The organism is Streptomyces sp. NBC_01476 (assembly GCF_036227265.1).
Lineage (GTDB): Bacteria > Actinomycetota > Actinomycetes > Streptomycetales > Streptomycetaceae > Actinacidiphila.
In genome coordinates, this window is the sequence record NZ_CP109446.1 from 2,123,979 (window position 1) to 2,145,623 (window position 21,645).

The following is a 21,645-nucleotide window of genomic DNA, read 5'->3' on the forward strand; positions in this document are numbered from 1 at the left end:
GGCAGCCTCCCCCGCCTGACGAACGCACCACCCATCAGCACTCCGCCGCCGGCCCTCATGGCCCGTGTCCTCACCGACCCCGTCATGCAGGAGGGGCCGGCGGCGGGGTCCCACCTGCCCGAAAGGACGTTGACGTGGCAGACACCCCTCAGCCCGAGGCCGACGAGAACTGGTGGCGCGGCGCGGTCATCTACCAGGTCTACCCGCGGAGCTTCGCCGACAGCAACGGCGACGGGACCGGTGATCTCGCCGGAGTACGGTCCCGGCTGCCGTACCTGGCCGAGCTGGGCGTCAACGCCCTGTGGTTCAACCCCTGGTACCCCTCGCCGATGGCCGACGGCGGCTACGACGTCGCCGACTACCGGGACGTCGAGCCGGTCTTCGGCACCCTCGCCGAGGCCGAGAAGCTGATCTCAGAAGCTGTGGCGCTGGGCATCAGAACCATCATCGACATCGTGCCGAACCACATCTCCGCCGCGCATCCGTGGTTCCGCGAGGCGCTGGCGGCCGGCCCCGGCAGCCCGGCCAGGGAACGGTTCTGGTTCCGCCCCGGCCGCGGTGCGAACGGCGAACTGCCGCCCAACAACTGGCCCTCGCAGTTCGGCGGGCCGGCCTGGACCCGCACCACGAACCCGGACGGCACGCCCGGTGACTGGTTCCTCAACCTCTTCGACTCCGAGCAGCCGGACCTCAACTGGAACCACCCGGAGGTCCGCGCCGAGCACGAGGACATCCTGCGGTTCTGGTTCGACCGCGGCGCGGGCGGCGTACGGATCGACTCGGCGGCCATGGTCACCAAGGACCCGCTGCTGCCCGACCTGCCCACCGACCCCGGCGCCCCGGCCACCCCGCACCCGTACATCGACCGGGACGACCTGCACGAGATCTACCGGGGGTGGCGGCGGATCGCCGACTCCTACGACAAGACGCGGATCCTGGTGGGCGAGGTGTGGCTGCCGGACAGCGAGCGGTTCGCCCGCTACCTGCGGCCGGACGAGATGCACACGGCGTTCAACTTCGACTTCCTGTCCTGCCCGTGGGAGCCGGCCCGGCTGCGGGCCTCCATCGACACGACGCTGGCCGCGCACGAGCCGGTGAGCGCGCCGGCCACGTGGGTGCTCTGCAACCACGACGTGACGCGTACGGTGACGCGTTACGGGCGGGCCGACACCGGGTTCGACTTCGCCACGAAGGCGTTCGGCATCCCGACGGATCTGGAGCTCGGCACCCGCCGGGCGCGGGCGGCGGCGCTGCTGACGCTGGCGCTGCCCGGCTCGGTCTACCTCTACCAGGGCGAGGAGCTGGGGCTGCCGGAGGCGGAGGACATCCCCCGGGACAAGCTCCAGGACCCGATGTACCTGCGCTCCGGCGGCACCAACCCCGGCCGTGACGGGTGCCGGGTGCCGATGCCGTGGGCGGGGACCAGCCAGCCGTTCGGTTTCAGCCCGGAGGGGTCGGCCGAGCCGTGGCTGCCGCAGCCGGCGGACTGGGCGGCCCGTACGGCCGAGGTGCAGTCCGCCGACCCGGCGTCGATGCTGTCGCTGTACCGGGCGGCGGTACGGCTCAGGGCGGCAGAGCCGGGGCTGGGGGACGGGCCGCTGCGCTGGCTTCCGACGGTGCCGGAGGTGCTGGCGTTCCGGCGCGGTGAGCGGTTCGTCTGTCTGGTGAACCTTTCTGCGGTGCCGGCGGAGCTGCCGCGGCACGAGGAGATTCTCCTCACGAGTGGGCCTCTTTCCGACGACGGGCGCGTGCCGGCGGACACGGCGGTCTGGCTCCACGTCTAGGGGTCACCAGCTCCCGGGGTGCCCTCCGCGGTAACGGCGCCCTACCGCGGCGCGGCGCACGTAGGGTGCCCTCCCGGGCTACGGCGCCCTACCGCGGCGCGGCCTACGTGGGATGCCCTCCCGGGTTACGGCGCCCTACCAGGCGGGTGCCCTTGCGGGCGGCGGTTGCTTTTCAGGGGCGCTGGGGGTACCCCCGGACGAAGTCTGGGGGAGGAACTGCGCGAGCAACCGGCCACCGGCCGGTGGTCCGGAAACGACAGCAACAGCCCCTTTCGGCCGGTGACGGAGTGCGGCCCCGTCGTGGCCGTTCGCGCAGTTCCCCGCGCCCCTGAAAAACGAGGTGCCGCCCGCCGCAAAGGCACCCCGCCGGAGGCGGTGAGGCGCCGCAGGGCGGAAGGAGGGCCGGGGAAACGGTATGGTGCCGCTCGCCGCAAAGGCACGCCGCCGGAGGCGGTGAGGCGCCGCAGGGCGGGAAGGCAGCCCGCCGGGGACGGTAGGGCGCCGCAGGGCGGGAAGGCACCCCGCCGGGGACGGTAGGGCGCCGCCAGGCGCAAGGGCAGCCCGAGGGGCTCAGGGGCAGCCGATATCGCGTCGGGGTGACGATTACACTGGACGCGTGCCTCAACTACGACTCGCCCTGAATCAGATCGACTCCACGGTCGGCGGCATCGCCGAAAACGCCGAGTCGGTCCTGCGCTGGTCCCGGCACGCCGCCGGGCAGGGAGCCCACCTGGTGGCCTTCCCCGAGATGATGCTCACCGGCTACCCCGTGGAAGACCTCGCGCTGCGCTCCTCCTTCGTGGAGGCCAGCCGCGCCGCGCTCGCCGACCTCGCCCGCCGGCTCGCCGACGAGGGCCTGGGTGAGCTGCCCGTGGTCGTCGGCTACCTCGGCCGCAGCGAGGACGCCCAGCCCAAGTACGGCCAGCCGGCCGGCGCCCCGCAGAACTGCGCCGCCGTGCTGCACCGCGGCGAGGTCGCCCTGCGCTTCGCCAAGCACCACCTGCCGAACTACGGCGTCTTCGACGAGTTCCGCTACTTCGTGCCCGGCGACACCATGCCGGTGATCCGGGTGCACGGCGTCGACGTGGCGCTGGCCATCTGCGAGGACCTGTGGCAGGACGGCGGCCGGGTGCCCGCCGCCAGGTCGGCCGGCGCCGGGCTGCTGCTGTCGATCAACGCCTCCCCGTACGAGCGGGACAAGGACGACACCCGCCTCGACCTGTGCCGCAAGCGCGCCCGGGAGGCCGGCTGCACGCTGGCGTACCTGGCCAGCGTCGGCGGCCAGGACGAGCTGGTCTTCGACGGCGACACCATCGTGGTCTCCGCGGCCGGCGACGTCATCGCCCGGGCCGGGCAGTTCGCCGAGGAGGTCGTCCTGCTGGACCTGGAGCTGCCGGCCGCGGCGGCCGAGGTGCCGTCCGGGCGGGTGGACGACGGCCTGGAGATCCGGCACGTCACCCTCTCCACCGAGCCGGTGGCGCCCTATCCCCCGCAGTTCACCGGCCGTGAGGCCGACCGGCTCGCCGACGACGCCGAGATCTACGGCGCGCTGGTCACCGGCCTGCGCGCGTACGTCCGGAAGAACGGTTTCCGCTCGGTGCTGATCGGCCTGTCCGGCGGTATCGACTCGGCGCTGGTCGCCGCCATCGCCTGTGACGCGATCGGCGCGGAGAACGTGTACGGGGTGTCGATGCCCTCGGCGTACTCCTCGGACCACTCCCGGGGGGACGCCGCCGAGCTGGCCCGCCGTACCGGGCTGAACTTCCGTACCGTCTCGATCGCCCCGATGTTCGACGCGTACATGGGGTCGCTCAAGCTGACCGGCCTGGCCGAGGAGAACCTGCAGTCGCGGCTGCGCGGGGTGACCTTGATGGGCATCTCCAACCAGGAGGGCCAGATCGTGCTCGCGCCGGGCAACAAGAGCGAGCTGGCGGTGGGCTACTCGACGCTCTACGGCGACTCGGTGGGCGCGTACGGCCCGATCAAGGACGTCTACAAGACGACCGTCTTCCGGCTGGCCCGCTGGCGCAACGCCGACGCCGAGGCGAAGGGCGAGACCCCGCCGATCCCGGAGAACTCCATCGTCAAGCCGCCGAGCGCGGAGCTGCGGCCGGGGCAGGTGGACACCGACTCGCTGCCGGACTACGACGTGCTGGACCGGGTGCTGGAGCTGTACGTGGACCGCGACCAGGGCCGCGAGGCCATCATCGCGGCCGGCTTCGACCCGGAACTGGTCACCCGGGTGCTGAAGTTGACCGACACCGCGGAGTACAAGCGGCGGCAGTACCCGCCGGGCACCAAGATCTCGCCGAAGGGCTTCGGCAAGGACCGCCGGCTGCCGATCACCAACCGGTGGCGCGAGGGCGAGGATTCGTAAGGTCCGTCAGGCCCGGAACGGCCGCCTGACGGTGGCCCTCCGGCGGTTCCACGGCGGTTCACGACGATTCCACGGCGTTTTCAGGGCAGTTGGAGGCGGGCGGCGACCGGCAGATGGTCGCTGCCGGTCTTCGGCAGGGTCCATGACGAGCGCGGGTCGACGCCCTTGACCATGATCTGGTCGATCCTGGCCATCGGGAAGGCGGCCGGCCAGCTGAAGCCCATGCCGTTGCCGGCCGCGCCCTGGGTGGAGCGCATCTGCGAGGTGACCGAGGCCAGCGCGCGGTCGTTCATGGTGCCGTTGAGGTCGCCGAGGAGCACCACGCTCTTCAGGTTCTCCGCCGCGATGGCCTGGCCGAGGGCGTCCGCCGCGCTGTCCCGCTGGCCGGCGGTGAAGCCGGCGTGCAGCTTCACCCGTACCGACGGCAGATGCGCGACATAGACCGCCACCTTGCCGTGCGGGGTGGCGACCGACGCCCGCATCGCCCGGGTCCAGCCCATCCGGATGTCCACCGTGTGCACCCCGCTCAGCGGGTACTTGCTCCACAGCCCGACCGTGCCCTCCACCGCGTGGTACGGGTACGCCCCCGCCAGATCCCTTGCGTAGCGCGGTTCCTGGCTCTCCGCCACCTCCTCCAGCGCCACGATGTCGGCGCCGGCCTTGATGAGGTCCTGTGCGGTGCCGTCCGGGTCGGGGTTCTCGGCGTTGACGTTGTGGGTGAGGACGGTGAGGTCGCCACCGTCCTTGGCCTTGTGGGTGAGTTGGCCGCCGAAGAGGTTGAGCCAGATCAGGCCGGGGGCGAGCAGCACGATCAGCGCGGTCGCCGAGCGGCGGACCAGCGCGACCGCCAGCAGCACCGGGACCGCGAGCCCCAGCCAGGGCAGGAAGGTCTCCAGCAGGCTGCCGAGGTTGCCGATCCGGTTGGGCACGTCGGAGTGGAAGAAGAGCAGCACCGCCAGCACCGCGGCGACCAGCGCGGTGATGATGCCGCGCCGCCACATCCCGGCCGGCTGCCACCAGCGTACGAAGCGGTCGGCGAACCGGGCGCGGGCCCCGGAAGCGGTCGGGTGCGGCGGGTACTCGCCGTCCTGGTTCGCGTCCGTGCTGCTCTGCGCCTGGGTCATGGGGATCCTCGCTGCCTTGCCGGGTGCTCTGCCGACCTTAGGGGATCGGTACAGGAAGCGACGGGCTGCGGGGGGTGGCGGGTTCCGTGGCGTGGCGGTATCCGGGCGGCTGTGACAAGACCATCACAAACCGGGGCAAGAGATGATCATCGACGGTCGCACGCCGGCCGGTTGGGCCGGTTCGGGCGGGTACGTCCACGGTGGCCGGTTCTCGCCGGTGCGGCACGTCCCACCGCGGCCGGGGTTCACGGCCCGCCGTTCCCCTCCTTCTCCCGGGGCCGCATCCCGTCGAGCAGTGTGTCGACGACCTGTTCCGCGAGGTCGGGCCGGAGCGGGGCGTCGGGGCGCAGGGTGGCCCGGGCGAGCACCGGCCCGACCACCATGTCGGCCAGCAGGTCGAGATCGGCGCCGAGTTCGGCCCTGATCTGCCCGGTGGAGATGCCCCATTCCAGCAGGTCGATCAGCATCCGGCGGCGGACGGACACCACGGTGTCGTGGTAGCGCCGCCAGAGTTCCGGGTTGCTCTGTGCCTGCGTCATCATCGTGCGCATCAGCGCCGATTCACGCTTGGCGAGGCTGCGCCGCCTGATGTACTCGACCGCGGTGATCAGGTCGTGCCGCAGGTCCCCGGTGGGCTCGGTCCGCGGCGGCTCGTCCACCTGGGCGAGGACGTCCAGCAGCAGCGCGTCCTTGCTCGGCCAGCGGCGGTAGACGGTGGCCTTGCCGACCCCCGCTTCCCGGGCGATGCCCTCCATGGACAGGTCGCCGAAGCCGGCGCCCTCGGAGATCAGCCGCAGCACCGTCTCGATGACCGTGCTGCCGACCGCCGCGTTGCGCGGCCGGCCGCGCGGGGCGGCCGGCTCGGGCCCCGCGCCGCCGGGGCCGCCACCGGCGCCCGGGACCGGTGCCGGCCCCGGCGGTGGCGGCCCCGGCGGTGGCGGCCCCGGCGGTGGCGCCGGTGTCACTGCTCCACCTCCGCCAGCTCCCGCTCCGGCGAGCCGCCGGGCGCCGGAGCGGCCACCGCGGACCTGGCCGGCAGGAACACCACCGCGACCACCGCGCCGAGCAGCGCGACGCCGGCGGAGGCGGCGGCGGTGATGTGCATGGCGTGCAGGAACGCGTCGTTGGCGGGCTGGACCAGCACCTGGCCCCTGGCGCCGAGCCGGTCGGCGACCCCGAGGGTGGCCTCGATGGACTCGGCGGCCGACGCCCGGGCGGGCGCGGGCAGCGAGCCGAGGTGGTCCTTGATGCCGTTGCGGTAGACGGTCGACATCAGCGAGCCCAGGACCGCGACGCCGAGCGCGCCGCCGACCTGCCGGAAGGTGTTGTTGACCGCGGACCCGGAGCCGGCCTTCTCGCGCGGCAGCGAGGACATGATCATCACGGTGGCGGGCGGCATGACGTGGGCCATGGCGGTGCCCATCAGGAAGAAGAGGACTTCCAGCACCCAGATCGGGGTGGACGCGCCGAGCAGCAGGAAGCCGAGGAAGGAGATCCCGGTCAGTGCGAGGCCGCCGGCGCAGACCGCCCGGGCGCCGAGCCGGTTGACCAGCAGCCGGGCCCGGGGCGCGAAGACCATCTGGGCGGCGGCCAGCGGGAGCAGCAGCAGACCGGACTGCAGGGGGCTGTAGCCGCGGACCGACTGGGTGTAGAAGACGATGAAGAAGGTGACGCCCATCAGCGCGAAGAAGACCAGGCCGATGGCGGCGACCGAGGCGGAGAACTGCCGCTTCTTGAAGTAGCGGACATCGAGCGCCGGGTGGTCGGTGCGCGACTCGTACCAGACGAAGCCGCCGAGCACGAGCAGTCCGGCCAGCGCGGTGACCCACACCTCGGGGCGGGTGAAGTCGCCGTACTGGCCGCCCTTGATGACGCCGTAGATCAGCAGCACCAGGCCGGCGATGGAGAGCAGCACGCCCATCGGGTCGAGCTTGCCGGGCCGCGGGTCCTTGGAGTCCGGCACGATCAGGAACATCGCGACCAGGCCGATCACCACGATCGGCACATTGACCAGGAAGACCGAGCCCCACCAGAAGTGCTGGAGCAGCAGACCGCCGGTGATCGGGCCGATCGCGATGGCCAGGCCGACCACACCGGCCCAGATGCCGATGGCCCGCGGCTGCTCCTCGCGCTCGAAGACGTTCATGATGATGGCGAGCGTGGCGGGCATGATGAACGCGCCGCCGAAGCCCATCACCCCGCGGAAGGCGATCAGCTCACCAGCCGAGCCTGCCATCGCGGAGGCCGCGGAGCCGAGGCCGAATATCAGCATCCCGAAGAGCAGCACCTTCTTGCGGCCGAGCCGGTCGCCGAGCAGTCCCGCGGTGAACAGCAGGCCCGCGAAGACCAGCGTGTACGAGTTGATCGCCCATTCCAGCTGGCTCTGGGTGGCCCCGAGCCCGGTGGGTGACGGCTGGGCGATGGTCTTCATCGCGACATTGAGGATCGAGTTGTCGAGCACGACGACGAGCAGGCTCAACAGCAGCACGGTGAGGATCGCCCAGCGGCGGCGGTGGACCGCCTCGGGCACGGTGTGGGTGGTGGGTTCTGCCATGCCGTCAGGGTAGCCCGAATTACGATACGGACCCGTCTCGTATCGTAAAGCTGCGGCAAAAACGCCCCTCCCCTTTCCGGACGCGGCGGCGCGTGCCAGCATGGAAGGGATCCGGGGACGCCGTAAGGGTGCCTCGAGATGACATGAAGGAGCCGTCACCATGACGCAACTTCCGGCTGCCCAGCAGCCCTCCGGCGGCGCCGGAGCCACCGACCACCCGAAGACGCTGTACGGCGGTACCGGCACCCGCCGGATCACCGTCCGCGACCTCGCCGCCGCCAAGGAGCGCGGCGAGAAGTGGCCGATGCTCACCGCGTACGACGCGATGACCGCCTCCGTCTTCGACCAGGCCGGCATCCCCGTCCTGCTGGTCGGCGACTCGATGGGCAACGCCCATCTGGGCTACGACTCCACCGTCCCGGTCACCATGGACCACATGACGATGCTCTCGGCCGCCGTGGTCCGCGGCACGCGCCGGGCGCTGATCGTCGCGGACCTGACCTTCGGCTCGTATCAGGAGGGCCCGGTGCAGGCCCTGCGCAACGCCACCCGGCTGGTCAAGGAGGCCGGGGTGGGCGCGGTCAAGCTGGAGGGCGGCGAGCGCTCGCTGGCCCAGACCGAGACGCTGGTCGAGGCCGGCATTCCGGTGATGGCCCACATGGGCCTGACCCCGCAGTCCTTCAACACCCTCGGCTACCGGGTGCAGGGCCGCGGCGACGAGGCCGCCGACCGGCTGATCCGCGACGCCAAGGCGGCGCAGAACGCGGGCGCCTTCGCCCTCGTACTGGAGCTGGTGCCGGCCGAGGTGGCCGCCGAGATCACCCGCTCGCTGCAGATCCCGGTGATCGGGATCGGTGCCGGGTCCGGCACCGACGCCCAGGTCCTGGTCTGGACCGACATGGCCGGCCTGACCGAGGGCAAGGTGCCGCGCTTCACCAAGCAGTACGCGAACCTGCGGCAGACCCTCGGGGACGCGGCCAGGGCGTTCGCGGGTGACGTGGTCGGCGGGGCCTTCCCCGCCGAGGAGCACACCTTCCACTGACGGCCCCGGCGCCCGGCACCGGCCGCCGGGACCGGGCGCCCGAGCCGTACCGCACCGCACCGCCGCACCCGACCCGGTACCCGGGCCCCTCCCTCCGGGGCCCGGGTACCGTTCCGTGCCGTAATCTTCGGTCTTTCCGATGTACCGCCCCGCATATTGAGACAACCGACCGGCCGGTCCGTATGTCCCGGTGAGCGCCGCTTCGGCGGCGGACATCGCACTTACGGGAAGTCACCATGATCATCACCAACCGTGGCCGGATGGCCACCGGGGCGGTCTTCGCCGCGTCCCTGGCCATAGCCCTCACGGCGTGCGGCTCGTCGGGTTCGTCGGCTTCTTCGCCCTCTTCCCCCGCGGCTTCCTCCTCCGCCCCCTCCCCGGCGCCGTCCGCGGCCGGGGTGCACACCACGTCGGACGCCAAGCTCGGCACGATCGTGGTGAACGGCAAGGGCCTGACCCTCTACCGCTTCGACAACGACACCAGCAACCCGCCGAAGTCGAACTGCACCGGTCAGTGCGCCACCCTGTGGCCCGCCGCGCCCGCCGCCGACGCCGCCACGGTCAACGGCGTCGACCAGAAGCTGCTCGGCTCGGTGGACGGCACCGACGGCACGAAGCAGCTCACCCTCGACGGCTGGCCGCTCTACACCTTCGCCCAGGACGCCAAGCCCGGCGACACCAACGGCCAGGGTCTGATGGGCATCTGGTGGGCGGTGACGCCGACCGGGGCGAAGGCAGGGGCGAGCGCGGGGACGAGTTCCGCGGCCACTTCCGCCCCGGCGGACTCCGGGTCGGGCGGCGGGTCGTACGGGTACTGATGTCCCGGTCCGCGACACGCGAACTCGACCGGGGGCGGCGGGTAGGGCAGGATGCCGCCGTGGACGGTCCCCTCGGGCCTCCGGAACCGCAGGACGCGGTTCCGGAGGAAGACATGATGCGGGCGCTGTACCACGAGCACGCGGGCGCGCTCTTCGCGTACGTCCTGCGGCTCGTGGCCGGCGACCGCTATCTTGCCGAGGACATCGTGCAGGAGACGCTGCTGCGGGCCTGGAAGAGCGCCGCCACGCTCGATCCGGCGGCCCGCAGCCTGCGGCCCTGGCTGGTGACGGTGGCCCGGCGGATCGTGATCGACGGCCACCGCAGCCGGCAGTCACGGCCGCAGGAGACCTCACCGGCCGGGCTGGAGCAGTTGCCGGCCCAGGACGAGCTGGAGCGGTCCCTGCGCCTGATGACCATCTCCGACGCTCTGCGGGACCTGTCGGCCGCCCACCGGGAAGCCCTGGTGGAGACGTACTTCCGCGGCCGTACGGTCAATGAGGCGGCCGAGGAGCTCGGCCTGCCGCCCGGCACCGTACGATCCCGGGTGTTCTACGCACTGCGCGCCCTGCGCAACGCGCTCGAGGAGAGAGGGGTGACCACCTCATGAATCCCCATGTCGACGTGGGCGCCTATCTGCTCGGGGCGCTGGACGACGCGGAGATGACCGCGTTCGAGGAGCACCTGGCCGGGTGCGACGAGTGCGGTGCGCAGCTGGACGAGCTCATGGGCGTGGTCCCGGTGCTCGAAGAGCTGCGCTCGGACGGGATCGGCTTCGTGGAACCACCCGGTGACGCGCTGCTGGACAAGCTGCTGCGTCAGGTGGCGGGCGAGCGCCGGGCCCGTAAGCGCCGCCGGCTGGTCGCGGTAGCGGCGGCCGCGGTGCTGGTGGTGGGCGGGCCGACGGTGGCCGTGCTGGCCACCCAGGACAGCGGCGGCGGCACCTCCCCGGTGGCGTCGGCCACCTTCGCCCCCGACCAGCGCTCGGCGGACAATCCGGCCACCGGCGCCTCTGCCGTCGTCGGGGTGACGGACAAGGGCTGGGGCACGGCCGTCGACCTGCGGCTGTCCGGTGTGAACGGCCCGCTGACCTGCAGCCTGATCGCGGTCGGCCGGGACGGCAGCAAGCAGACGGTCGCCAGCTGGTCGGTGCCGTACGCCGGCTACGGCACCGACGCCCAGCCGCGACCGCTCACTGTGCACGGCGCGGCCGGACTGCACACCAACCAGATCAGCCGCTTCGACGTCCGTACCTCGGATGGGAAGCTGCTGGTCAGCGTGCCGGCGTAAGTCAGCGACAGCTCACCGATACGGTCCCGATATTTCGCTGTCGGTGAGATGTCGGTGCGGTGTCGGCGGGCCTTGGCATGGTTGTGGCCATGGCAACGACGACAGCGACAACACGACTGACGGAGAACGGTGGGACCGCAGCCGTCGAGGTGCGCGGTCTGGTCAAGCACTACGGCGAGACCAAGGCCCTCGACGGGGTGGATCTGGAAGTGCGCCAAGGCACCGTGCTCGGCGTGCTCGGCCCGAACGGGGCGGGCAAGACCACGCTGGTACGGGTGCTGTCCACGCTGGTCCGCCCCGACGCGGGCACCGCCCGGGTGGCGGGCTACGACGTACTCAAGCAGCCCCGGCAGCTGCGCCGGGTGATCGGCCTGACCGGCCAGTACGCCTCGGTGGACGAGAAGCTGTCCGGCCGGGAGAACCTCTACATGATCGGCCGGCTGCTCGACCTGTCCCGGGCCGCCGCCCGCAAGCGGGCGGACGAGCTGCTGGAGCGGTTCTCGCTCACCGAGGCGGCGAAGAAGCCCGCGATGCAGTACTCCGGCGGGATGCGCCGCCGGCTGGACCTGGCGGCGAGCATGATCGGCGAGCCGGCGGTGCTCTACCTGGACGAACCGACCACCGGCCTCGACCCACGGACCCGCAACGAGGTGTGGGCCGAGGTGCAGCGGATGGTCTCCGAGGGAGCGACCGTCCTGCTCACCACCCAGTACATGGAGGAGGCCGAGCAGCTCGCCAACGAGCTGACGGTCATCGACCGCGGCCGGGTGATCGCCAACGGCAATGTCTCCGAGCTCAAGGCCAAGGTCGGCGGGCGCACCCTGCAGATCCGGCCGTCCGACCCGGCGCAGGTGGCCGCGATGGCCGCGGCGATCGGGGACGCCGGCCTCGACGGGGTGGCCGGCGCGCACGCCGACCACGCCGACGGCCTGGTGAGCGTGCCGATCCTCAGCGACGAACAGCTCACCGCGGTGGTGTCCCTGCTGGGCGTGCGCGGCTTCGGCATCGCCGGGATCAGCACCCATCTGCCCAGCCTGGACGAGGTGTTCCTGGCGATCACCGGCCAGAAGGCCAACCTGGGCGAGGGCGTGGACGCGGCGCCGGCCCAGGAGACGGAAGACACCGAAGAAGTGGAGGTCGCGGCATGAGCGCGGCTACGGCTACGGTCACCGCACCCGCGCAGCAGGCCGCGGTGGCCGGCGAGGGCAGGATCGGCCTGCGGGCCAACCTGCGGCACATCGGCGCGCTCGCGCGCCGCAACATGCTCCAGATCAAGCAGGACCCGGAGTCGATGTTCGACGCCCTGCTGATGCCGGTGATCTTCACCCTGCTCTTCGTGTACGTCTTCGGCGGCGCGGTCTCCGGCAAGGGCAACCAGCACGCGTATGTGAACTACGTGGTGCCCGGCCTGATGGCGATGATGGGCATGAACATCGCGCAGGCGGTCGGCACCGGGATCAACGACGACTTCAAGAAGGGGGTCATGGACCGGTTCCGGACGATGCCGATCGCCCGGTCCTCGGTACTGATCGCCAAGATCGTGGTCGAGGTCGGCCGGATGCTGATCGCCACCGCGATCCTGCTCGGGATGGGCTTCGCCCTCGGCCTGACCATCCAGACGGACGTGCCGCACCTGCTGGCGGCGGTCGCGCTGTCGACGGTCTTCGGCGCCTCGCTCATGTGGATCTTCATTCTGCTGGGGCTGACCATGAAATCGCCCCAGGCGGTACAGGGGGTGGCCATGCTCGTGCTGATGCCGCTGCAGTTCGGCAGCTCGATCTTCGCCAAGCCGACCACGATGCCGGGGTGGCTGGAGGGCTTCACCAAGGTCAATCCGCTGTCGAACCTGGCGGACGCGGCCCGCGCCCTGGTCAACGGCGGACCAGTGGCGCACTCGGTGTGGATGACCCTGGCCTGGGCGGTCGGCATCACCGTGGTGACGGCGCCCCTGGCGGTGGCACGGTTCCGGAAGAAGACCTGAGCCGGCCGCGGCGGCCCCGGTGTCACTCCACGTCGCGCATCAGGGCGACGGCCTCCTCAGCCTGGAGGCCGTCGCCCTCGGCGTACCCGGCCTCGTACGCCTGCTCGCCGAGCAGGTCGCGCAAGAGCGCCTTCTCCTCCTCCAGCTCCCGCAGTTCGGCGGGCGGCACCACCGAGGGGCGCCAGCGCTGGTGGGCGCCGAGCAGCACCACCGAGCGGTGCACCCGGCGTCCGAAGAGCCGGTGCTCCGGGCCCCCGTCGGCCTCGGCGACCAGCCGCAGCAGCTGGGCTGCCGCCGGGGTGAGCATGATGGACAGCCGCGGGGTGATCACATTGGCGAGCGGATGCCGGGCCAGCTCCTCCACCCCCTCGGTGAGCAGGCGCAGGCCCTCCACCGGCCGGCCGGACTTGCCGAGCAGCGAGCCCTTCATGCCGAGCAGCATCCCGCTGATGAAGCCGGGCATACCGGTGCCGCCGGCCTCGTTCTGCCGGATGGTCTCCTCGATGACCTCCAGTGCCTGGGCGGTGTCGTGCCGGTGGCTGAGCGCGCCGGCCAGCAGGACGTTGCCGAAGAAGGCGGCACCGTCGCTGGCCGAACCGAACCGCTGGGCGTCCTCGATGCCCTCGCGCAGCAGCCGTTCGCCCTGCTCCCAGTCGCCGGCACTGATCAGGGCGTCGCCCATCCGTACGGTCAGTACCGGGACGTGCTGGTGCGAGCCGATCTTGCGGGCCAGCGCGATGCCCTCGCGGCAGCACTCGACCGCGCGCAGCCACTCGCCCGAGTGGATCGCGGCCTCGGCCTCCGCGGAGAGCGTCTCGGCGGTCCCCCACTCGTCACCCAGCCGCTCGAAGAGCCGCCGGCTCTCACCGATGTCCCGGATCGAATCGGCCAGCCGCTCGGTCACGTCGTTGTTGACCTTGGCCCGCAGTTGCAGCGCGAACGCCAGTTCCCAGGTGCGGCCGTGGGTCCGGCAGGCTTCGACGGTCTCGTTCATCAGGCTCTGCAGCCGGTCGAAGTCGCCGGAGAAGAAAGCGCCGTAGGGGCGCATGATGCCCGGGAAGCGGGCGGCCTGCGGCAGGTGCGGGGGGTAGGTCGCGATCAGCGCGTTGCCGATCCGCGTCATCTCCGGGTGGGTCCACCAGTCGACCTCGCCCTCACGGGCGGACATGTCGATCAGCCGGACGTGGCGGCGGGCCTCCAGCAGCTGTTCGCCCGCCAGCGGCGGCGGTTGCTCCAGCGGACCGTGCTCCAGCGGTACGAGGGCTGGCGGTTCGGCGAACGGATCGGGGCCCATCGAAGCCACGGTGAGCGGCCAATGGCGGCGCTCCGAGGCGTAGTTGCGCACCTCCCAGAACCAGTTGCAGCCGAGCACGAGTATCAGGGCCTCCTGCTCGTCCCCGGCGGCCACCGCCCGGCGCAGCGCCGCCCGCAGGTTCTCGTGCTCGTTCTCCAGCCGCTCGAACCAGACGAGTTGGTCCCTGCCGCGGAGCAACGGATCGGCGGCGCGGGCGTATTCGCGGAAGTACGTGATGTGCCGGCGTTCGACGGCCGGTCGCTCGCAGGAGCCGTCAAGACGCTCGGCGGCGTACTCGTAGATCGTCTCCAGCATCCGGTAACGGGCGCCGTCGGCGGTGAGGTCGGCGAGCACGAGCGACTTGTCCACGAGGGAGGCGAGCAGGGCGGCGGCGTCCGGGGCGTCGATCCGGTCCCCGGCGGTGGCCGGCTGCGCCGGCTTCCCCGGCTTTTCCGGGGCCGCCGTGTCCCCTGCGTCCCCCGGGTCTGGGTCTGGCGGGTTCGCCGGGTCCGCTGGGTCTGCCGGGTCTGCTGGGTCGGCGCAGATCGCCTCGGCGGCCTCCAGCGTCCAGCCGCCGCGGAAGACCGCCAGCCGGCGCAGCAGGACGCGCTCGGCGGGTTCCAGCAGGTCCCAGGACCAGTCCACGACGGCCCGCAGGGTCTGCTGGCGGGGCAGCAGCGTACGGCTGCCGCCGGTCAGCAGCCGAAAGCGGTCGTCGAGCCGGTCGGCGAGCTGCCGCGGCGACATGCTCCGCAGCCGGGCCGCGGCCAGTTCGATGGCCAGCGGCAGGCCGTCGAGCCGCCGGCACAGCTCGGCGCACGCCACCGGGTCGTCCTCGACGGAGAAGCCGGGGCGGGCGGCGGCCCCGCGGTCGGCCAGCAGCCGTAGCGCGGTGGGATCGGGCAGCGGGTCAAGCGGCCGTACCAACTCCCCCGGTACGCCGAGCGGTTCGCGGCTGGTGGCGAGTACGGTCACGCCGGGGCAGCCGGCCAGCAGCAGCTCGGTGAGGGTCGCGGCGGCGTCGATCACGTGCTCGCAGTTGTCCAGCACCAGCAGCAGGTCGCGGGCCGCGCAGTAGTCGGTGAGCTGCCGGGCCGGGTCCTTCTGTTTGGTCTCGACGGCTATCGCGGCCTCGGCGGCGCTGCCTCCGTGCAGCAGCGTGTCGCGCAGGCCGAGCGAGCTGATCACCGCCTCGGGCACTGTGCGCGGGTCGCTCACCGGTGCCAGCTCCACGTACCAGACGCCGTCCGCCCAGCGCCGGCCCACCAGGTCCCCGGCCTCCTGGGACAGCCGGGTCTTCCCGGTCCCGCCGGGTCCGGTGATCGTCACCAGCCGGGCCCGGCCCAAGTCCCCCTCCACCGCGGCGAGATCGCTCTCCCGCCCGACGAAACTGGTCAGCCGCGCCCGCCCGTTCCCCGGCACCCGCCCCCCACGCGCCCGCCCCCCACCCCGAACCGACCCGGCGGCCCCACCGCTGCCGGCGTTCCGACCCGACCCGGCCGGCCGGCCACTGCCGTCGCCCCAGCCCGAACCGGCGGGTCCGTCGCCCTCGGCGCCCCAACGCGAACCGGCGGATCCGTCAGCCTCGGCGTTCCGACCCGAACCGGCCGGCCTGGCGCTGTCGGCGCCCCAGCCCGAATCGGCGAACGCGTCACCGTCAGCGTTCCAACCCGAACCAGCCGGCCCGTCACCCTCGGCGTTCCGACCCGAACCGGCCGGCCTCACTCCGTGCGGGCGGGGGGTCTCCCCGGCTGGGGCGGAGTGCTGTCCGGAGGGGGCGCGTCGGGTGCCGTCCGCGGCGGCTTCGCCCGCACCGGGGCGGGCCGGGTCCGTCGCGTGGCCGGCCGCGGGGGCGGGTGCGCGTCCGGGGCGAGCCGCGCCGCCGGACGGCGTGCGGGCGTCCTGCGGGGTGCCGTCCGCGTCGCGGCCGGCTCCGGACGGCGGGCCGTCGCGGTGGTCCGAGGGGGCGCCGGCAGGCCGGTCCTGGCCCGCATCTGGCGGGTAGCCGCCGAAGGTCCAACCCGGTCCGGCGGCAGCCGGATATCCGCTCCCCGCCGGAGGCAACGGCGCCGGGTTGAGGAGTTCCGCGTGGAGGGCACGCAGCTCCGGGCTGGGATCGGTGCCGAGGCGGTCCGCGAGGTCGCGGCGGACCTCCTCGTACGCCGCCAGCGCGTCGGCGGTCCGGCCCGCCGCACGCAGCGCCCGGATGTGCAGCGCCCGCAGCGGCTCGTCGAGCGGCTGGGCGGCGGCGAGTCCGGCCAGTTCGGGCAGGATCTGGATGGCGCGGCCCAGGCTGAGGTCGGCGGTGAGCCGGTGCCGCTGGGCGTCGAGCCGGAGCGCCTCCACGCGGACCGCGGCCGTACCCCGGTCCGGGAGATCCGCCAGGGCGGGCCCGCGCCACAGGGTGAGCGCGTCGCCGAGCAGGCCGGACGCCTTGACCGGATCGCCGTCGGCGAGCGCCCGCGCGCCCTCCTCCGCGAGCCGCTCGAAGCGGTAGAGGTCGACCTCGTCCCGCGCCGCCTCCAGCCGGTAACCCCCGTCGACCGAGCCGACCGCCTCGTGCCCGATGACCCGCCGCAGCCGCCCGACCAGCGCCTGCAGCGCCCCGGTCGCGTCGGCCGGCGGCTCCCCGTCCCACACCTCCCCGATCAGGGCCTCCGCGCCGACCACCCGGCCGGGCCGCAGCGCGAGCGCCGTCAGCAGCGCCCGCAGCCGCCCGCCGGCGAGCATGGCGGGTGAACCGTCGTCGCGGAGGGCCTGGGTGGTGCCGAGGATCGAATAGCGCACGGCCCCATTCTTACGGAGTGCGGCGTCCCGTGGCGCCCCGGTTGTCCGCGGGCGGAACCCCGCTCGCTCGCTGTGCGTTTTCCGGGCACCGCCTGTGCCGTCCGCGCCGCGGATGGCATGATCGGGCGGCCAGTCCCCTGGCCCCGCCGTTCACGCCCCGCAGGAGCCCGTCCCATGAGCGTCATCCAGATGCGCCGTACGCACAGCGGCGGCGACCGCCGCGTCAGTCCGATCTTCCTGGGCATCGCGGCGGTGATGGTCGTCTCCGGCTGGGCGGTGTGGAGCGGCTTCGCCGCGAACGGCCGGTTCGCGGTGTTCCTCTTCGTGGTGTCCGGCTGGATCGTCTCGCTGTGCCTGCACGAGTACGCGCACGCCCGTACCGCCCTGCACAGCGGCGACACCAGCATCGGGGAGAAGGGCTATCTGACCCTGAACCCGCTGAAGTACACGCACGTCGCGCTCTCCATCGTGCTGCCGGTGCTGTTCTTGCTGATGGGCGGCATCGGCCTGCCCGGTGGCGCGGTCTTCATCGAGCGGAACCGGATCCGCGGCCGGCTGCGGCACAGCCTGATCTCGGCGGCGGGCCCGCTGACCAACGTGCTCTTCGCGGTGCTGCTGATGCTGCCGTTCACGCTGGGCACGGCGGACGGCTGGCCGTCCGCCTTCCGGGCCTCGCTGGCCTTCCTGGCGATGCTCCAGGTCACCTCGGCGCTGCTGAACTTCCTGCCGGTGCCCGGCCTCGACGGCTACGGGGTCGTGGAGCCCTGGCTGTCGTACGAGGTCAAGCGGCAGGTGGCGCCGTTCGCGCCGTTCGGGATGCTGGCGGTCTTCGGTGTGCTGTACATCCGGTCGGTCAACGAGAAGTTCTTCGACCTGATCTACACGATCGTGGGCTGGTTCGGGGTGCAGGACTTCCTGGTCGCGGAGGGCGACTTCCTGTTCCGCTTCTGGCAGCGCTGAGCGGCGGGGCTCAGGAGGGCGTCGGGCGGGCGGGGCTCAGGCGGGCGGGGCTCAGGCGGGCGGGGCTCAGGCGGGCGGGGGTCAGCCCGCCTGGGGTGCGTCCCCGGCGATCGCGGCGGCCATCGCGGCGGCGGCCGCGTCCGCCTTCGCCTTGCGCCGGTAGTACCACCACATGTTGCTGGTGATCCCGGCGAGCAGCACCCAGATGATGCCGAGCAGGCTGCCGTTGACGAAGGAGACCACGGCGGCGGCCACCGCCAGCAGGCAGACGATGGCGGCGTACAGGGCGAGGCGGGGCATGGGCGGGTGGCTCCTGTCGGGCGGCGCGTACGGCAAGTCGTACGGCCATTGTCCCCCATGCCCCGCGGGCGGCCGTGCCGGCTGTGCGGCCCGTCGGCCCCGCAGCCGGCACGGCTCGCTCAGCCCGCTCAGTCCGCTCAGACGGCCTCAGACGTCGGTGACCCGCAGGCCGGCGTGTGCCTTGTAGCGCCGGTTGACCGAGATCAGGTTGGCGACCAGCGACTCGACCTGGTGGGCGTTGCGCAGCCGGCCGGCGAAGACACCGCGCATCCCGGGGATGCGGGCGGCCAGTGCCTGCACGATGTCGGTGTCGGCGCGGACCTCGCCGAGCACCATCACGTCGGTGTCGATCTCCTCGATCTCCGGGTTCTGCAGCAGCACCGCCGAGAGGTGGTGGAAGGCGGCGGTGACCCGGGAGTCCGGGAGCAGTGCGGCGGCCTGCTGGGCGGCGCTGCCCTCCTCGACGGTGAGCGGGTACGCGCCCTGCTTGTCGAAGCCGAGCGGGTTGACGCAGTCCACGACCAGCTTCCCGGCGAGTTCGTCGCGCAGCGACTCCAGGATCTTGGCGTGGCCCTCCCACGGCACCGCGACGATCGCGATGTCGCTGCGCCGCGCGCACTCGGCGTTGTCCGCGCCCTCGACCCCGTGTCCGAGCTCCGCGGCGGCGCTCCGCGCCCGGTCGGCGGCCCGTGACCCGATGATCACCTGCTGCCTGGCCCGCGCCAGCCGGTACGCCAGCCCGCGCCCCTGGTCCCCGGTGCCACCGAGCACGCCCACCACGAGCCCCGACACATCGGGCAACTCCCACGGGTCCTTGGCCGGCGCTTTCGCGGGTGCGGCCGTCTTACCGTCGTCAGCGTTAGTCATACCGTGATCCTCCCAGCTCACCCCCCACCCACCACCCCAGGCCACTCCGTTTTCATACACTCATTCGCATGCCGTACAACAGGCCCACCAAGGGCGCCCCCAGCACCACGGTCGCCGGTGAGCCGGCGGCGATCTACTGCCGCATATCCCAGGCCGAAGACGACGATCAGACGGGCGTCGACCGGCAGGAGCGGATCTGCCGGGAGATCGCCGAGCCCGCGGGTTCGTCATCAACCCGGCCCACGTCTTCATGGACAACAGCCGCTCGGCCTGGAGCCGCAAGCGGAAGCGTCCCGGCTGGGACCGCCTGCTGGAGGAGGCCCGGGAGCGCGGCTTCCGACACATCATCGCCTACCACCCCGACCGGCTCATGCGGCAGCCTCGCGACTTGGAGGAGCTGCTCCAGGTCTCCGACGACCACGCGATCACTCTCCACGGAGAGGCGAACCGGCGCGACCTCTCTGACCCCGATGATCGCTTCATCCTGCGGATCGAGGTCGCGCACGCCTGCCGGTCGTCCGACGACACCTCCCGCCGGCTGAAGTCCGCGATGCAGGACCGCGCCCGGGAGGGCAAGCCGCAGGGCGGCGTCCGGCGCTTCGGTTACGCGAAAGGCGGGATGACGATCGTCGAGGAGGAGGCCGAGATCGTCCGCAAGGTCTTCGACCGCTACCTCAAAGGCGAGGGCGCGGCCCCGCTCGCGAAGGACCTTCATCGCCGAGGCACCCAGACGGCTGGCGGCAAGGCGTGGAGTGCCGGCACCGTGCGCGGCCTGCTCGACTCCCGGCACGGTCGCGCTCGAAGGGGACACCAACGCTGAGGGCCAGCCCGTCTGGTCCTCCGGCTCCACCCTCGCGCCCGACCTGTCCTACCAAGCAGCCGACCAGCGTGCCCTCACCGATTCCCGATCCCCCGCCCACGTCCTCACCTGGCGACTCCAATGCCTCACCCAACGCCCGGCTCCCAGCCCCCGCGCCCGCGCAGCCCAAGCCCGCAGCACTGTCCTCGCATCAGGAACACAACGCCCCGACCGTCCGACGGCCGCTCCTCCGCCGTCGAACCCCGCTTCCATCAGCCCGGCACCTCGCCCGCGCCGCTGACCTGGGGGTGCGGACAGACGGCGGCCCCGCCCAGCCAGGAGGCCGGGCGGGACCGGAGGAGCTGGTGTCATGGGAAGTCCGGGACAGGTTGGTCCTCCGACATGCCTCGGTCCGATGCGCGGAGCAGGCCCAGAGCGGGAGACGCCCGAGTCATCCGATGGTCGGCCCAGTCAGCTCGCACGGCCACCAACTGCGGACGTGTTCTCGTGGTCCAGGCGGTCAGCCTGGGCACGTAACTGGGCCGCGACTTCGGCGAGTCCGTCCGGGTCGAGGTCATTGATCCAGAAGTCCCCGATCACCGCGAGGCTGACCACAGGTTCGCGCGGGTCGGGGTCCTCGGCGAACGGGTGGCAGTCGATGCTGCCCCAGAACACCTGCTCCTCCCTCTCGCTGCTGCCTTCGCTCTCGAAGGCCGGGGAGCGCACGCGCATCGGCTGACCCCCGAAGTGGGTCCAGTGCCCGATGTCCGCCAACCGGACCGGAAGCCGGTCGAGCGGCACACCGGTCGCGCTGGGATCCTCCTCCGCCCACGCGGGCAGGTAGCCCTCAACGGTGAAACCTGCCGTGGTGGTGATCGTCCACGTCCGGCCGACAGCAGGCTCGGCAGGGGCAGCGGGCAGCCCAGCGACAAGAGCGGCAGAACCCAAATGGCGAGGGTGCGTCGCGGCCGCGGTCACAGCCCCTGCTCCCCGCACCCGTCGCGGCCCGGCCGATGCTCAACTCCGTCGTCAGCAACAACCGCCCACAACAGCTTGCCGGCACCCTCGCGCACGCTCACTCCCCAGCATCCGCCCGTCAGAGCGTCGACCAGCGCCAGACCCCGCCCGGACTCCGCGTCCATCGACGCCGCCCGGACCACCGGCCTCGTCTCATCGGCGTCATGCACCTCGATCCGCACCCCACTCGATAGACGCTCGTATCGCGTCTCGACCAACCGGTCCCGAGGTACACGCGCATGCCGCACCGCATTGGTGAACAGTTCCGACAGCACCAGCTCCGCCGCATCCGTCAGACCGGCCAACTCCCAGCCGATCAGCACGAGCCGCAACTCGTGCCGGGCCAAGGAAACGCATCGGGCAGTACGTCTCCACCTCCTCACAACCGGGGCCTCCACCCCGCGCCCGCCCTTCCGAGGGACCCCCGAGGCGCTCACCTGGCCATTCCCTGCTCCTTTCGGGGGGCCGGGGGCGGAATTATGGCGTCCCATCGGTTCGTGGGGGACCGCTGCTTCGGTACGGAAGCCGCGCTCCCAGGTCGTATCAGGCATGAACGGGCGTCTCCTCCCTGCCGGACAGGTCGTCCGAGCGTGAGGAAGGACGCTACGAGCGCGACGGCACCACAGTGTTCACAGCGGTGAACCGTGCAGGGG

At 72.3% G+C, this 21,645-nt stretch carries 18 protein-coding genes; 10 read left to right on the plus strand and 8 right to left on the minus strand.

Annotated elements, in window-relative coordinates; all coding sequences use genetic code 11:
- The first annotated feature begins 134 nt into the window (after window positions 1–134).
- Window positions 135–1,784 (plus strand): glycoside hydrolase family 13 protein, encoded by a 1,650-nt coding sequence (locus OG552_RS09255; protein ID WP_329131126.1) that lies wholly within the window; start codon window positions 135–137, stop codon window positions 1,782–1,784.
- A 616-nt stretch (window positions 1,785–2,400) separates the two neighbouring features.
- Window positions 2,401–4,161 carry an NAD+ synthase gene (locus OG552_RS09260; protein WP_329131128.1) on the plus strand — a complete coding sequence of 587 codons (1,761 nt, stop codon included), beginning with the start codon at window positions 2,401–2,403 and terminating at the stop codon, window positions 4,159–4,161.
- A gap of 80 nt (window positions 4,162–4,241) precedes the next feature.
- Here the strand turns inward: OG552_RS09260 and OG552_RS09265 are convergent, their stop codons facing one another.
- The 3 genes from OG552_RS09265 to OG552_RS09275 all read right to left on the minus strand — a co-directional run bounded on the left by OG552_RS09265 (window position 4,242) and on the right by OG552_RS09275 (window position 7,839).
- Window positions 4,242–5,162, minus strand: a complete 921-nt coding sequence (locus tag OG552_RS09265; RefSeq protein WP_443071154.1) for an endonuclease/exonuclease/phosphatase family protein — start codon at window positions 5,160–5,162, stop codon at window positions 4,242–4,244.
- A gap of 368 nt (window positions 5,163–5,530) precedes the next feature.
- Window positions 5,531–6,250, minus strand: a complete 720-nt coding sequence (locus tag OG552_RS09270; RefSeq protein WP_329131131.1) for a TetR/AcrR family transcriptional regulator — start codon at window positions 6,248–6,250, stop codon at window positions 5,531–5,533.
- Window positions 6,247–7,839, minus strand: a complete 1,593-nt coding sequence (locus tag OG552_RS09275) for a DHA2 family efflux MFS transporter permease subunit (RefSeq protein WP_329131133.1) — start codon at window positions 7,837–7,839, stop codon at window positions 6,247–6,249. Before OG552_RS09275 ends, OG552_RS09270 begins: the two co-directional genes overlap by 4 nt.
- A gap of 160 nt (window positions 7,840–7,999) precedes the next feature.
- Between OG552_RS09275 and panB the strand changes: the two genes are divergently transcribed.
- From panB to OG552_RS09305, 6 genes are all read left to right on the plus strand, one after another.
- The gene (gene panB / locus OG552_RS09280; RefSeq protein WP_329131135.1) at window positions 8,000–8,881 is read left to right on the plus strand and encodes a 3-methyl-2-oxobutanoate hydroxymethyltransferase; all 882 of its coding nucleotides are present in this window, start codon (window positions 8,000–8,002) and stop codon (window positions 8,879–8,881) included.
- Between the two features lie 236 nt (window positions 8,882–9,117).
- On the plus strand, window positions 9,118–9,699 hold the full coding sequence (locus tag OG552_RS09285; protein WP_329131137.1) for a COG4315 family predicted lipoprotein: 582 nt from the start codon (window positions 9,118–9,120) through the stop codon (window positions 9,697–9,699).
- Window positions 9,700–9,812: 113 nt separating this feature from the next.
- On the plus strand, window positions 9,813–10,307 hold the full coding sequence (locus OG552_RS09290; RefSeq protein WP_443071155.1) for a sigma-70 family RNA polymerase sigma factor: 495 nt from the start codon (window positions 9,813–9,815) through the stop codon (window positions 10,305–10,307).
- Entirely contained in the window at window positions 10,304–10,987 is a 684-nt protein-coding gene (locus OG552_RS09295) for an anti-sigma factor family protein (RefSeq protein WP_329131141.1), read from the plus strand. Before OG552_RS09290 ends, OG552_RS09295 begins: the two co-directional genes overlap by 4 nt.
- An 89-nt stretch (window positions 10,988–11,076) precedes the next feature.
- Window positions 11,077–12,135: an ATP-binding cassette domain-containing protein gene (locus tag OG552_RS09300; protein WP_329131142.1), complete on the plus strand. Its 1,059-nt coding sequence runs from the start codon at window positions 11,077–11,079 to the stop codon at window positions 12,133–12,135.
- A complete protein-coding gene (locus tag OG552_RS09305) occupies window positions 12,132–12,968 on the plus strand; it encodes an ABC transporter permease (protein ID WP_329131144.1) in 837 nt (278 codons plus the stop codon). The genes OG552_RS09300 and OG552_RS09305 overlap by 4 nt, the downstream gene beginning before the upstream one ends.
- Before the next feature lie 22 nt (window positions 12,969–12,990).
- On the opposite strand, the gene OG552_RS09310 is transcribed toward OG552_RS09305, so the two are convergent.
- The gene (locus tag OG552_RS09310; RefSeq protein WP_329131145.1) at window positions 12,991–17,049 is read right to left on the minus strand and encodes an AfsR/SARP family transcriptional regulator; all 4,059 of its coding nucleotides are present in this window, start codon (window positions 17,047–17,049) and stop codon (window positions 12,991–12,993) included.
- Window positions 17,050–17,223: 174 nt separating this feature from the next.
- Between OG552_RS09310 and OG552_RS09315 the strand changes: the two genes are divergently transcribed.
- Window positions 17,224–18,009, plus strand: a complete 786-nt coding sequence (locus OG552_RS09315) for a site-2 protease family protein (RefSeq protein WP_329131147.1) — start codon at window positions 17,224–17,226, stop codon at window positions 18,007–18,009.
- Window positions 18,010–18,090: 81 nt separating this feature from the next.
- On the opposite strand, the gene OG552_RS09320 is transcribed toward OG552_RS09315, so the two are convergent.
- Window positions 18,091–18,309, minus strand: a complete 219-nt coding sequence (locus OG552_RS09320) for a hypothetical protein (protein WP_329131149.1) — start codon at window positions 18,307–18,309, stop codon at window positions 18,091–18,093.
- Between the two features lie 147 nt (window positions 18,310–18,456).
- Window positions 18,457–19,176, minus strand: a complete 720-nt coding sequence (gene npdG / locus OG552_RS09325) for an NADPH-dependent F420 reductase (RefSeq protein ID WP_329131151.1) — start codon at window positions 19,174–19,176, stop codon at window positions 18,457–18,459.
- Between the two features lie 250 nt (window positions 19,177–19,426).
- On the opposite strand from npdG, the gene OG552_RS09330 reads away from it, so the two are divergent.
- Window positions 19,427–19,996: a recombinase family protein gene (locus tag OG552_RS09330; protein WP_329131153.1), complete on the plus strand. Its 570-nt coding sequence runs from the start codon at window positions 19,427–19,429 to the stop codon at window positions 19,994–19,996.
- Window positions 19,997–20,446: 450 nt separating this feature from the next.
- Here the strand turns inward: OG552_RS09330 and OG552_RS09340 are convergent, their stop codons facing one another.
- Window positions 20,447–20,923, minus strand: coding sequence for a DUF6907 domain-containing protein (locus OG552_RS09340; protein WP_329131155.1), 477 nt, complete (start codon window positions 20,921–20,923; stop codon window positions 20,447–20,449).
- Between the two features lie 26 nt (window positions 20,924–20,949).
- Window positions 20,950–21,429, minus strand: coding sequence for an ATP-binding protein (locus OG552_RS09345; RefSeq protein ID WP_329140697.1), 480 nt, complete (start codon window positions 21,427–21,429; stop codon window positions 20,950–20,952).
- Window positions 21,430–21,645 lie beyond the last annotated feature (216 nt).